12 protein-coding genes and 1 pseudogene are annotated in these 12890 nt (G+C 54.9%); 7 read left to right on the forward strand and 6 right to left on the reverse strand.

Features of this window, described 5'->3' with window-relative positions; all coding sequences use genetic code 11:
* Nucleotides 1–3: 3 nt before the first annotated feature.
* The gene (locus LPQ25_RS22205; protein ID WP_002887650.1) at nucleotides 4–1347 is read right to left on the reverse strand and encodes a PTS cellobiose transporter subunit IIC; all 1344 of its coding nucleotides are present in this window, start codon (nucleotides 1345–1347) and stop codon (nucleotides 4–6) included.
* Nucleotides 1348–1684: 337 nt separating this feature from the next.
* Between LPQ25_RS22205 and LPQ25_RS22210 the strand changes: the two genes are divergently transcribed.
* Nucleotides 1685–2143 (forward strand): YbaK/EbsC family protein, encoded by a 459-nt coding sequence (locus LPQ25_RS22210; RefSeq protein ID WP_004151383.1) that lies wholly within the window; start codon nucleotides 1685–1687, stop codon nucleotides 2141–2143.
* Nucleotides 2144–2148: 5 nt separating this feature from the next.
* Here LPQ25_RS22210 and bglJ read toward each other — a convergent pair whose 3' ends face one another.
* The 4 genes and pseudogenes from bglJ to pobA all read right to left on the reverse strand — a co-directional run bounded on the left by bglJ (nucleotide 2149) and on the right by pobA (nucleotide 5853).
* On the reverse strand, nucleotides 2149–2823 hold the full coding sequence (gene bglJ, locus LPQ25_RS22215) for a DNA-binding transcriptional activator BglJ (protein ID WP_012737371.1): 675 nt from the start codon (nucleotides 2821–2823) through the stop codon (nucleotides 2149–2151).
* Nucleotides 2784–3505: pseudogene (locus tag LPQ25_RS22220) on the reverse strand (helix-turn-helix transcriptional regulator). Before LPQ25_RS22220 ends, bglJ begins: the two are co-directional and overlap by 40 nt.
* Before the next feature lie 265 nt (nucleotides 3506–3770).
* On the reverse strand, nucleotides 3771–4652 hold the full coding sequence (locus LPQ25_RS22225; protein WP_002887643.1) for a helix-turn-helix domain-containing protein: 882 nt from the start codon (nucleotides 4650–4652) through the stop codon (nucleotides 3771–3773).
* A 16-nt stretch (nucleotides 4653–4668) separates the two neighbouring features.
* Nucleotides 4669–5853 (reverse strand): 4-hydroxybenzoate 3-monooxygenase, encoded by a 1185-nt coding sequence (pobA, locus tag LPQ25_RS22230; protein WP_004146953.1) that lies wholly within the window; start codon nucleotides 5851–5853, stop codon nucleotides 4669–4671.
* 279 nt (nucleotides 5854–6132) lie between these two features.
* Here pobA and LPQ25_RS22235 point away from each other — a divergent pair, with 279 nt between their 5' ends.
* The 6 genes from LPQ25_RS22235 (at nucleotide 6133) to opgB (ending at nucleotide 11860) form a co-directional block, all read left to right on the forward strand.
* A complete protein-coding gene (locus LPQ25_RS22235; protein ID WP_004146059.1) occupies nucleotides 6133–6909 on the forward strand; it encodes a threonine/serine exporter family protein in 777 nt (258 codons plus the stop codon).
* On the forward strand, nucleotides 6900–7373 hold the full coding sequence (locus tag LPQ25_RS22240; protein WP_002887631.1) for a threonine/serine exporter: 474 nt from the start codon (nucleotides 6900–6902) through the stop codon (nucleotides 7371–7373). Before LPQ25_RS22235 ends, LPQ25_RS22240 begins: the two co-directional genes overlap by 10 nt.
* A 102-nt stretch (nucleotides 7374–7475) precedes the next feature.
* Complete coding sequence (gene dnaT / locus LPQ25_RS22245; protein ID WP_004178536.1) at nucleotides 7476–8015, forward strand: primosomal protein DnaT; 540 nt, start codon at nucleotides 7476–7478, stop codon at nucleotides 8013–8015.
* 2 nt (nucleotides 8016–8017) lie between these two features.
* Nucleotides 8018–8755, forward strand: coding sequence for a DNA replication protein DnaC (dnaC, locus tag LPQ25_RS22250; protein WP_002887623.1), 738 nt, complete (start codon nucleotides 8018–8020; stop codon nucleotides 8753–8755).
* Between the two features lie 65 nt (nucleotides 8756–8820).
* Nucleotides 8821–9312: a YjjA family protein gene (locus LPQ25_RS22255; protein WP_002887620.1), complete on the forward strand. Its 492-nt coding sequence runs from the start codon at nucleotides 8821–8823 to the stop codon at nucleotides 9310–9312.
* 256 nt (nucleotides 9313–9568) lie between these two features.
* Nucleotides 9569–11860: a phosphatidylglycerol--membrane-oligosaccharide glycerophosphotransferase gene (opgB, locus tag LPQ25_RS22260; RefSeq protein ID WP_012737368.1), complete on the forward strand. Its 2292-nt coding sequence runs from the start codon at nucleotides 9569–9571 to the stop codon at nucleotides 11858–11860.
* Nucleotides 11861–11914: 54 nt separating this feature from the next.
* On the opposite strand, the gene LPQ25_RS22265 is transcribed toward opgB, so the two are convergent.
* On the reverse strand, nucleotides 11915–12859 hold the full coding sequence (locus LPQ25_RS22265; RefSeq protein ID WP_014908029.1) for an Rpn family recombination-promoting nuclease/putative transposase: 945 nt from the start codon (nucleotides 12857–12859) through the stop codon (nucleotides 11915–11917).
* Between the last annotated feature and the right edge of the window lie 31 nt (nucleotides 12860–12890).

A 12890-nucleotide genomic window follows, 5' to 3' on the forward strand; every position in this document is an offset into this window, starting at 1 on the left:
TATTTATGCGGTCTGTTGACTCTCCTGCTCCGCCCGCTCGGCCTCTTCCGCTTCCTGAGCAAGCAGCTGTTTCTCATATACCTTAAAGAATGGGAAGTAGATGATTGCCGACACGCAGGCCAGAACAATGACCAGAATCGCCGCCCGGAAATCCCAGCCCAGCGCCCAGGCGCCGCCAATTGGCGCTGGCGCCGTCCATGGTACGACGGAGATGACGCGGCCAATCAGATCCAGCTTCATTGCCGCCCAGGCCAGCACCGCGTTCACCATCGGCGCCAGCAGGAACGGAATAAAGAACACTGGGTTCATGACGATAGGCGTCCCAAAGATCACCGGCTCGTTGATATTGAACAGGCTTGGCACCACGCTCAAACGACCAATGGAGCGCAAATGCGCTGAACGGCTGCGCAGATAACAGAACACCAGTCCCATGGTCGCCCCGGAACCTCCGACCACGATAAAGAAGGTCCAGAACGCCTCCATAAAGATATGCGGCAGAGGCGCGCCCTGGGCCAGCGCCTGCTGGTTCATACCGAGGTTAGTCAGCCAGAACATCTGCAGCATCCCGGACACGATCGCCGCACCGTGGATCCCGGCAAACCACAGCAGGTGGCCGATCAGCACCGCCAACAGAATTGCCGGCAGAGAGTCGGCTGCCGAAACCAGCGGCTTGAAAATGGCCATAATGGCCTGCGGGATCAGCATGTCAAAATGGTGCTGGATAAACAGGCTCAGCGGATAGAGCGTCAGCACGACCACCAGCACCGGGATCAACAGATCAAACGAGTTTTTGATCATCGGCGGAACCTGATCCGGCAAGCGGATCCCAATGTTGTGCGCTTTCAAGAAACGCATCATCTCCACGCAGTAGATCGCCACCAGGATGGCGGTAAAGATCCCGGTCCCCCCGAGGCTATCCACCGGCAGCGTGCCATTGGTCTTCGGCGCGGCAATCAGCAAAAAGGCCATGATCGACAGCATTGCGCACATAAAGGGATCGAGCTGATTGGATTTCTCGTAATGCTTACCGAGGTTATAGGAGATTGCCGCGCAAATGTAGATCGACATGATCCCCATCGTCATATCAAAGGGGGTCAGAATACGCCCCTCAAACTCTTTCGCCAGATCCAGCCAGGCGCGGGCAAAACCCCAGGTGGTATCCGGTGAGAACGGTGGATAAGCAAACACTAACAGGAACGATCCGACGATCATAAACGGCATCGCTGAGATAAATCCGTCACGGATAGCCATGACGTGGCGCTGCGACGAGATCCGCCCTGCTATGGGGCTTATGTAATTTTCTACAAAGCGAAATATCAAATTAAACGCAGCATGGTTAGCAGACATAGTAGCCCTCCTGACAGGCTATTGATACTGGCCCAACAACGATTACCCTGCCGTTACGATGACCGCTTTTTGACGCAGCAGGCCGCTGGCGGATGTGCAACCGGCTATACTGCTCATGAGGCAACGATTCATACACGGCTCTTTTGTTATAAATAAAAGGAGAAGTGACTGTTCCAGTATTCATCTCAATGCAGATAACCGCAACCGGTTACAGTAACCGGTTACGGCGATTGTGAAGGAGATCGACAAAATAGAAAGAATCTGGATTGTCCGCGCTGATATTTACACTCCGCCAGGCTTGTGACAGATTTAACCAGGCTTAAATCAGGAGAATCCAATGAGTCTGCAGTCTGTACGGCAGTTTTTTGCCGAACACGCCCCCGATATCGAAATTATTGAGTTAAATCAGAGTACCGCCACCGTCGCACTTGCCGCTGCCGCACACAACGTTGAGCCGGGGCAAATTGCCAAAACGCTGTCGCTCAAGATCAAAGATAAGATTGTACTGATCGTCGCCAGGGGCGATGCGCGGCTGGATAATAAAAAGCTGAAAGAGACCTTTGGCGCGAAAGCACGCATGCTAAGCAGCGATGAAGTGGTTACCTGGACCGGTCATCCGGTCGGCGGCGTTTGCCCGTTTGGTCTGGAAAATCCGCTGGCAGTCTACTGCGACGTCTCTCTCAGACATTATCAGGAAGTACTACCCGCAGCGGGAGCCATCCATAGCGCGGTTCGCATTGAACCAGAACGCATGGCGCAGCTCACCGATGCAACATGGGTAGATGTGTGTTTATAGCCGCATTACGCTACCTGTTTAACGGCGCTGGTCGTACTATTGAGCGGTAAATGCAACAGGATATCCGCCGCGTTTAATAAACCAATGTCTGAGCGAACTCCGAGCTTGGTCATGGCGTTAAACTTATGCGCGCGGATCGTTTTAATATTCCGGTTGAGCTGTATCGCAATATCAGAAAGCGAATATCCCCACGACATATACCGAAGGATGGCGTGCTCCGTCGGGCTTAGCGGATCGTTGCACGCCTCTCTGTCGCAAAATTGTTCGCTGCCGCTGAGATGATGATTGTCCAGTAGCTGCAGCAAACACTCCTGTAGCCCGCGTCGCGGCGCGGATTTATTCAGTATGCCGTGCAAACAGGCCGGCATAAGATGGCCGATCAGGTGCATTTCACTTTCATTATTAGCCAGAATAATCGTTTGGACTTCCGGCCGGCACCGCGCCATTTCATGAACAAAGAGCAGACTCTCGGCTCGTGAAGAACGACTTCCCGAAAGAGAAAAAATAATGGTTGACCAGGGAAACGGTATTTCCGCCGCCCTGAGCATACTGACATTTTTAAACAGATGAATATGATAACGGCGATTATCTTCACGACTAAAGATATAGCGCCATGCCATTTCCGTCATCACGCATTTTTCTACGATGGCGACATGGCGGGTTGTACTATTTTTTTCCATTCCATTTGCTCCCCGTAAGCTGAATTGATATTCAGCTCTTGCATTCCCTGCGCGCTGTTGATCCAGGCATACATTTCAGCGTTGCTGCGTAGCGATAAGCGACGCATTGCGCTGTTTTTCTGCGCGCTGATCGTCTTATTACTCTTTTTCAACAGCGCGGCGATCTGGTTTATTCCCCACCCCTTCGCCAGAAGGCGCAGAACTTTACGCTCTGAAAGAGTGAGCATCGCCGCAGAGTGGTAGCTTGCGAAATCGCTGTCCTCATCCCCGGCAAACAGCGTACGACTAATCTGTTCAGCCGCACGGCTACCGGCGCAAATCACCTCAATCAGCCGGTTAACCGGCTCGCTCTCGGAGATCAACGAGCTTTCAGGACGAATTAATAGCTCAACGGCCAACGGATAGAGGCTGTCGCTGACCATAAAAACCCAGTGAATATCACGGTACTGAGTCATGAGGGAGTAATAACGCTCGCAGACGGCTCGGGGTGCGCAATCTCGCCGGAGATATCCGCGACAACCAGCACCGCCCGCCGCAGTTGTAAAAGGGTGAGCTCATCATGAGAACGACAAAAACTCAGTTCGTAATCAGGGAGGTTCTCATTGAAGATCACCTTTAACCCTGATTGCATGACGGGAATTTTACTAATAACGACGCCAAACTTACCTTGTCCTGGTAACATAACACCTCCGCTTCCTGTCGAAGTTCCTTCGCTTGCCTGCAAACGATCGGCGAGCGACTTTATCGCCATATCATTTCCTGGATGAATATTAAAATCATATTCATGGCCTGCGCACACGATATACGTAACGACCGAACCGTGGTCATACCGTGTAAAATATTATTGCCGTGTATACTTGCGATTAATATTAACACAGACGTTCCTGCGCTAATAAATTAGAAAAGATAAAAACATTATTTAGCAAAAATAATTTCAATACTGAACATTATGAAGCATTATCTTTAATTGTTTCTCTAAATGCTTTGGGTGACATACCGCTATAGCGACGGAAAAAACGCGAAAAATAGGCTGCATCGCTAAACCCCAAATAATCAGAGAGTTGTGTAATCGTCATGCGGGTGTACTGCAGATTGCGTCGCGCTTCAAGCATCAACCGCTGGTGCAATACTCCAAGAGCGCTACAGCCATAAAACTCACGACATAAATAATTTAAGTGCGTAACCGACAGTCCAATCAGCTTCGCATACTCCGCCAACGGGAGATGCTGTCGGTAGTGGCTCTCGATAAGGCGGGCGAAGTGGCGCATCATGCTGCGCTTCCGCTCCGCTTTATCTTCCGCGGGGGACGCGGGATGGCACTGTCGGTTCAGCCAGACCAACAGCGTCCCCAGCAGCGAATAGAGCATCATTTCTCGCGCATCGTGCTCTTCGCAGTACTCCTCGCGAAGCGCTGAAAACAGCGTATGCATGCGCCCGCGAGAACGGCCCACCGGCACACACTGCGGCACGCTAAGCACATCCAGAGGGCGACCGAACTGATTTTCAAACCGGCTCAGCAGCGGCAGCGCCAGAGAGAGCACAAACCCTTGCGTCCCGGGTGAAAAATTAAACCCGTGAATACAGAGGGCGGGAACCACCTGGATGCAGGACTCCGTCATCACCGCGGTGGCGCCTTCAATTTCGATCTCCGCCCGCCCCTGATGCAGATAGAGAAGCTGGACCATTTCCGCATGCTGATGGACGCGAATATGCCACTGATACAGGCTGCTGCGCTGTAAAATCGACTCACAGTGCAGCAGGTCCGGCGTCGGCCAGCCGCACTCTTCGCCATACAGCTTAAATACGGGCACGGTTTGAACGAACGGCATGATGACTCCTCTTAATTCAGGCGACACGCTCCATGGGCAAGCCCACGTAGTTTTCCGCGATGGTGGTCAGCCCGGCGCGCGAGCCCAGATAGTAGCGGCGGTCGGCGGCCTGCATTTTAGCGTCGAACGCGTTCTGATCCGGAAAATCATGCAGCAGGCGGGTCATAAACCAGCTAAAGCGTTCCCCTTTCCAGACCCGATCCAGCGCCAGTTGCGAGTAGGCCGCCAGCAGATCGCTGCGGCCACGATGGTAGTATTCGCGCAGAATCCGCCACAGATAGTTCACGTCCGATGCCGCCAGATTTAATCCTTTCGCCCCGGTTGGCGGAACGATATGCGCCGCATCCCCCACCAGGAACAACCGCCCATATTGCATCGGCTCCACGACGAAGCTACGCAGGGGGGCAATGCTCTTCTCAAGTGAGTGACCAGTCACTAACCTGGATGCCAGCTCCTCCGGCAAGCGGCTTTTCAGCTCCTGCCAGAAGCGCTCGTCCGACCATGCTTCAACCTTATCGCTCAGCGGAACCTGCAGATAATAGCGGCTGCGAGTCAGTGAGCGTTGACTGCACAATACAAACCCCCGCTGATGGTGCGCATAAATAAGCTCCGGATTGACCGGCGGCGTATCCGCCAGCAGGCCTAGCCAGCCAAACGGCCACACGCTCTCGTAGGTCTGCAAAATGCCAGCTGGAATACTTTGCCGCGATACGCCGTGGAAACCGTCGCAACCGGCAATAAAATCGCACTCCAGACGGCAGGTTTCCCCTTCGCTGAGGTAGGTGATCGTCGGCCGGTCGCTTTTGGCGTCATGGATAGCCACCTCGCTCACGCCATAGACGATCGGCGCGCCGCTGGCGGCCCGGGCAGCCATCAGATCGCGGGTGACTTCGGTCTGGCCATAAACCATTACGCTCTTACCGTCGGTTAGCTCGCTCAGTGCGACGGGCACCCGCTGGCCGTCAAACAGAAACTCCACCCCATGATGCACCAGGCCTTCGGCATCCATCCGCTGCGCCACGCCCGCTTCGCGTAGCAGATCGACGGTGCCGCTTTCCAGAATTCCCGCGCGGATGCGCCCCAGCACATACTGCGGCGTTTGACGCTCAAGGATCACGGTATGGATCCCGGCGTTGTGCAGCAACTGCCCCAGCAGCAGCCCGGAGGGGCCCGCGCCAATAATCGCGACCTGTGTCTTCATAGGGATGTCTCACTCTTGCAGGGTTAATTATTTGTATAATTTTTGTTTAATAAAAGTGCTTTTCTGCATTTTTGATAAGTCAGTGGGGAAAAAGAAGGGATGAATGGCGACAAAAATTGCACTTTTCACCAAACTGGCAAAAGTGTGGGATGCTTCAAATTCTGCCGCCCCGCAGACTGGGAATTTTTGCACATTATTTGATCCCACCCCCCTCAGCCGCCACTGCGCTTCAGGTTAAAGTATCGGCAGATACCAGGCGTCGTGAACAATAGAGGTAGTATGCAGGTTGATCGGACACAGCAGCGGGCAATCACACGTTTATGCATCCAGTGTGGTCTTTTTCTGTTACAGCACGGCGCCGAGAGTGCGCTGGTGGAGGAACTGTCAACACGTCTCGGGCTGGCGTTGGGGATGGACAGCGTTGAAAGCGCCATCTCTTCGAATGCCATCGTCCTGACCACCATTAAAAATGGCGAATGTCTTACCTCTACGCGCAAAAATGTCGATCGCGGCATTAATATGCATGTGGTGACGGAAGTGCAGCACATTGTGATCCTCGCCGAGCATAAGCTGCTGGACTATCGCGACGTCGAGAAGCGTTTTGCGCAGATCGTTCCCCTGCGCTATCCGCGCTGGCTGCTGGTGCTGATGGTGGGTCTTTCCTGCGCCTGTTTCTGCAAACTGAATAACGGCGGTTGGGATGGGGCGCTGGTCAGCTTCTGCGCCAGCACGGTAGCCATGTACATTCGCCAGGTGCTGACCCATCGCTCCATGCATCCGCAGATCAACTTCTGCATCACCGCCTTTGTCGCCACCACCATCTCCGGGCTGCTGCTGCGCCTCCCGGCGTTTGCCAGCACGCCGACCATTGCCATGGCCGCCAGCGTTCTGCTGCTGGTCCCGGGTTTTCCATTAATCAATGCCGTCGCCGATATGTTTAAAGGGCATATCAATACCGGACTCGCCCGCTGGGCGATCGCCAGCCTGCTAACCCTCGCCACCTGCATTGGCGTGGTGATGGCCATGACCGTATGGGGGCTGCGCGGATGGGCATAATCTCATTTATTTTTGCGCTGGCGGAAGACATGCTGCTGGCGGCGATCCCCGCCGTCGGGTTTGCGATGGTCTTTAATGTCCCTCAGCGCGCTCTGCGCTGGTGCGCGCTGCTGGGGGCGATTGGCCATGGTTCGCGTATGATCATGATGAGCGCCGGTTTTAACATTGAATGGGCCACCTTTCTCGCCGCTCTGCTGGTGGGCAGCATTGGCATTCAATGGTCGCGCTGGTATCTGGCGCATCCGAAGATTTTTACCGTCGCCGCCGTGATCCCGATGTTTCCTGGCATCTCAGCCTACACGGCGATGATTTCCGCGGTAAAAATCAGTCATTTTGGTTATTCGGAAGAGATGATGATTTTGCTGCTGAGCAATTTTTTAAAGGCCTCTTCGATTGTGGGCGCCCTTTCGATTGGCCTGTCGATACCCGGCCTGTGGCTGTATCGTAAGCGTCCTCGCGTCTAACCCCGACGTCGCGGTTAATCCGCGACGCTCCTTCCGCGATGGCCTCTGTGCTACTATGTGCAGATCACCCCACTCTTTGCAGTTCAGAGTTGAGATAGAGTTATGTCTTCGCGAATTTTAACCTCCCATTTTAGCGGCCTGGAAGAGTTCCTCCAGCAGCACGCGGCGCTGCTGGCAAAATCGACTGACGGCACCGTTGCCGTTTTTGCCAATAACGCGCCGGCATTCTATGCGCTGACGCCAGCGCGGCTGGCGCAACTGCTGGAGCTGGAAGCCAGGCTGGCGCGCCCCGGCAGCGACATCGCGCTTGACCCGCAGTTTTTCGAGGAGCCCGCCGCGGCGCCGGTTGCGGTGCCGATGGGCAAATTTGCTATGTACGCCGGGTGGCGGCCTGACGCCGATTTTCAGCGCCTGGCCGCGCTGTGGGGCATTGCCCTGAGCCAGCCGGTTACCCCCGAAGAGCTGGCCGCTTTCGTCGCTTACTGGCAGGCGGAAGGTAAAGTCTTTCACCACGTGCAGTGGCAGCAGAAGCTGGCGCGTAGCGTGCAAATCAGCCGCGCCAGCAACGGCGGACAGCCGAAGCGCGATGTGAACAGCGTTAGCGAACCCGACAGCCATATTCCGCGAGGTTTCCGAGGATGAGCATGAAAAACGTTGGCGACCTGATGAAACGCCTGCAGAAAATGATGCCGGCACATATTGAACCGGCGTTTAAAACCGGCGAAGAGCTGCTGGCCTGGCAAAAAGAGCAAGGCCGGCTGCGTTCCGAAGCGCTGGAGCGAGAGAATCGCGCGATGAAAATGCAGCGCACCTTCAACCGCTCGGGGATCCGCCCGCTGCATCAGAACTGCTCCTTTGATAACTATCGCGTCGAGTGCGAGGGGCAGATGAATGCGCTCGCCCGGGCGCGCCAGTACGTGGAAGAGTTCGATGGCAATATCGCCAGCTTTATCTTCTCCGGTAAACCGGGCACTGGCAAAAACCACCTGGCGGCAGCCATTTGCAACGAGCTGCTGCTGCGCGGGAAATCGGTCTTAATCATCACCGTGGCCGATATTATGTCGGCGATGAAAGATACCTTCGGCAACCGGGAAACGAGCGAAGAACAGTTGCTTAACGACCTCAGCATGGTCGACCTGCTGGTGATCGATGAAATTGGGATGCAGACGGAGTCTCGCTATGAAAAGGTCATTATCAATCAGATAGTTGACCGGCGCTCATCCTCCAAACGACCTACCGGGATGCTCACCAACAGCAATATGGAAGAGATGAACAAACTGCTCGGCGAGCGGGTGATGGACCGTATGCGGCTCGGCAACAGCCTGTGGGTTATCTTCAATTGGGAAAGTTACCGGCACCGCGTTACAGGCAAGGAGTATTAAGAGATTTCCGGGCGACGACGGCGTTATACTAAAGCGATTATTCAGTCACGCTTATGAGTCCGTCTATGAAATCGTTTAAAAATAGCGTTATTGCCGCGCTTGCCGTTAGCGCGTTTACCCTCTCTGGCGCCCACGCCGCCTCCTGGCAGGATTCCCTTAACAGCGCTGCCAGCCAGCTCAGCGGCAGTAACGCCCAGGCCAGCGGCGGCATGTCCGTCTCCTCGCTAACCAGCCTGCTCAACGGCAGCAGCCAATCCCTGACCGCCAGCAGCATGAATAATGCGGCCGGGATACTGTCATATTGCGCGAAACAGAAGCTGGCCTCCGTGACCAGCGCCGATAACGTCAAAAATCAGGTGCTGGATAAACTGGGGCTTAGCACGCCGGAAAAACAAAAACAGGACACCAGCTATCTGGATGGCCTGCAGGGGCTGCTCAACAGCAAAAACGGCCAGCAGTTGGACCTGAATACGCTCGGCAATAGCTCGCTGGCGAAACAGGTAAAAACCAAAGCCTGCGATCTGGTCTTAAAACAGGGTGTTAATTTCCTCTCCTGATCCTGACTGACAAGGCCGCATTTGTTGCCTTCGCGGCGGCGCCGCGGCCTGAAACGCTTTTTTTGCAGTTTTCCTGTTCCGTTTTCCCATTTCGCACGATGCGATGCCGATCAAAAAAGGCAACTTCTAAACCAATTCTGAATAACTGCACACTTTCATGACGCTAGAATTGCAGCAAGATGGCGCTGCAATTACAGTGGGGCTTGAAAAGTAATCTGTTCTGCCAGCCGATAACTGGCATTAATGAGGATGAGCTGTGTCAGAGTTGTTATCCATCGCCTTATTTTTAGCTTCGGTGGTGCTGTATGCCTGGAAAGCGGGTCGTAACACCTGGTGGTTTGCCGCCACGCTCACGGTGTTAGGCCTGTTCGTGGTGCTGAATATCACCCTCTACGCCAGTGACTACTTCACCGGCGACGGCATCAACGACGCGGTACTCTACACTCTGACCAACAGCCTGACCGGCGCCGGGATCGGCAAATATATACTGCCGGGGGTCGGCGTGGCCGTCGCACTGGTCGCCGTCTTTGGCGCCCTCGGCTGGGTGCTGCGCCGCCGTCGGCATCATCCTCATCACGTCGGTTACAGCCTGGCGGCGCTACTGCTGGCGCTGGCCTCCGTTGATGCCAGCCCGGCCTTCCATCAGATCAGCGAGCTGGTGAAATCCCAGTCACGCGAGGGCGATCCAGACTTTGCCGCGTACTATAAAGAGCCGTCGAAGCAAATCGACAATCCGCAGCTGAACCTGGTCTATATCTATGGCGAAAGTCTCGAGCGCACCTATTTTGATAACGACGCCTTCCCCAACCTCACCCCTGAGCTTGGCAGAATTAAAGATGAGGCCATTGATTTCAGCAATACCATGCAGCTGCCGGGGACCGATTACACTATCGCCGGCATGGTCGCCTCACAGTGCGGCATTCCGCTGTTCGCGCCGTTCGAAGGTAATGCCTCAGCCTCAGTCTCCAGCTTCTTTCCACAGAATATTTGCCTTGGCGATATTCTGAAGAACTCCGGTTACGAGAATTACTTTGTGCAGGGGGCTAACCTGCGCTTTGCCGGCAAAGACGTGTTTCTTAAATCCCACGGCTTCGATCATCTGTACGGGGCGGAAGAGCTAAAAACTACGGTGGCGGATCCTACCTACCGCAACGACTGGGGCTTCTATGACGACACCGTACTCGACGAGACCTGGAAAAAATTCGAAGAGCTGTCGCAGTCCGGGAAACGCTTCTCGCTCTTCGCCCTGACGGTGGATACCCACCATCCCGACGGTTTTATCTCACGCACCTGCGAGCGTAAACGCTATGATGTGGACGGCAAGAAAAACCTCTCTTTCAGCGCCGTTAGCTGCAGTCAGGAACATATCGCCGCGCTGATAGAGAAGATTAAAGCCTCACCCTATTTCAAAAACACGGTCATCGTGGTCTCTTCCGATCACCTGGCCATGAAGAACAGCGCCTGGGATTATCTCAACAAGCACGATCGCAGCAATCTGTTCTTCGTCCTGCGCGGCGATAAACCGCAGCAGGAGACCCTGGCGGTGAAACGCAACACCATGGATAACGGCGCGACGGTGCTGGATATTCTCGGCGGCGATAACTATATCGGCCTCGGGCGTAGCAGCCTCTCCGGCCAGTCGCTCTCCGGTATTTTCATGAATATGAAAGAGAAAGTCCTGGCATGGAAGCCTGACGTGATCCGCCTGTGGAATTTCCCCAAAGAAATGAAGAATTTCACCATCGACTCGCAGAAAAATATGATCGCTTTCTCCGGCAGCCATTTCCGTCTGCCGCTGCTGCTGCGGGTATCTGACCAGCGCGTAGAACCGCTGCCAGAGAGTGAATACTCTGCGCCGCTGCGCTTCCAGCTGGCCGATTTCGCGCCACGGGATAATTTCGTGTGGGTCGATCGCTGCTATAAAATGGGCCAGCTGTGGTCGCCTGAGCTGGCGCTCTCCACCGACTGGTGCGTCTCGCAGGGACAGCTGGGGGGTGAGCAGAAGGTCCAGCACGTTGATAAGCCGCAGTGGCACGGCAAGACCGCCTTCAGGGACACCCTTATCGATATGGAGCGCTATAAGGGCAACGTCGATACGCTGAAAATTGTCGACAACGATATTCGCTATAAGGCCGACAGCTTCGTGTTTAACGTCGCTGGCGCCCCGGAAGAGGTTAAACAGTTCAGCGGTATTTCGCGTCCCGAGTCGTGGGGGCGGTGGTCCAATGCTCAGTTGGGCAGCGACGTGAAGATTGAATATAAAGAGCCGCTACCGGAGAAATTTGATCTGGTGATCACCGCCAAAGCTTATGGCCCAAACGCCAATAAGCCGATTCCGGTGCGAGTTGGAGAAAGTAAGCAAGTGCTCACTCTGGATAATGACGTGACTACCACGACGCTGCATTTTGACAACCCAACGCGCAGCAACACGCTGATCATCACCCCGCCGGACCCGCAAACCACTAACGAGGGCAATATCCTCGGCCACTCCCCGCGTCAGTTGGGGATCGGCATGGTGGAGATCAAAGTGGTGAAAAGCGAAGGCTAACGCAATCCTGCCCGGCGAATTTTCGCGCCGGGCAGCGGTTGTCGTGGCAGGACGTTAACCACACAGCGGCTGTAGTTCATCAGCCGACAGTCCGGTGATCTTCTTTACCATCTCTTTGTCGAGGCCATTCTGTAACATACTGCCGGCAATGCGCAGCGCCTCGCGTCGGCTGCCTTCCTGCAAGCCCTCCAGGTGCCCTTCTTCCCGGCCTTCCAGTCGGCCTTGTTGCCGACCTTCCTGCTTAAGCTTTTGCGCGATAGACATCAATGTCTCCTCATACTGTGGCAGACGGCGGGCCAGCCGGCGGAGAAACACGCCCGGCTCGGCCGTATTACCGTACTGCAGCATATAGTGAAACAGCATTCTCAACTGCCGACGGTTAGTGTATCCCAGCATCACAACGGCCGCCAACGACTCCGTTATGCCGCTGAGATCGCGCTGGCGAATATGTTTTTGCATCAGCTCCAGCAAGGCGACTCGCCGATGTTGCACGATGTCATCGTCCGGCATCACCGTCACGTCGATCAATGGAAACGGACAGCCATACAGCGTCTTCGCCAGCTGCGGGTCGGCAAATTCATCCAGCCAGTTGAGGGTAAAAGGATACGGACTGGTTGCACCGTGATAAAAAAGCATCGGCACCACCAGCGGCAGCGTTTTGTGCCCGGCATCCAGGTGGCGCTGCATTGCGGCAATCGCATAGCGCATCAGGCGAAAGGCCATATGGCTATCCGGTGAGCTCTGGTGCTCTATCACCACGTAAACATACCCCGTGCCGCAGGTGGTCTGCACCGACCAGAGGACATCTGAATACCAGGCGCGCAGATCCTCATCGATAAAGCTCGCCGATTGCAGCCTCAGGGTAGAGAAATCGCACCGCTGACGGATCGCTTCGGGAAGGTAGAGGGTGAGGAAATCAGTCGCTGTCTCCGGGTGACGAAGAAATCGCTTAAAGACCGCATCGTGCGGCGTCGAGGTCATCCGTTTTTTCATGGCCATCCGCTTGCCTGAAAGAGAAGGTAAGCCGGAC

It is taken from the genome of Klebsiella sp. KPN54798 (genome assembly GCF_021184225.1).
GTDB lineage: Bacteria > Pseudomonadota > Gammaproteobacteria > Enterobacterales > Enterobacteriaceae > Klebsiella > Klebsiella pneumoniae.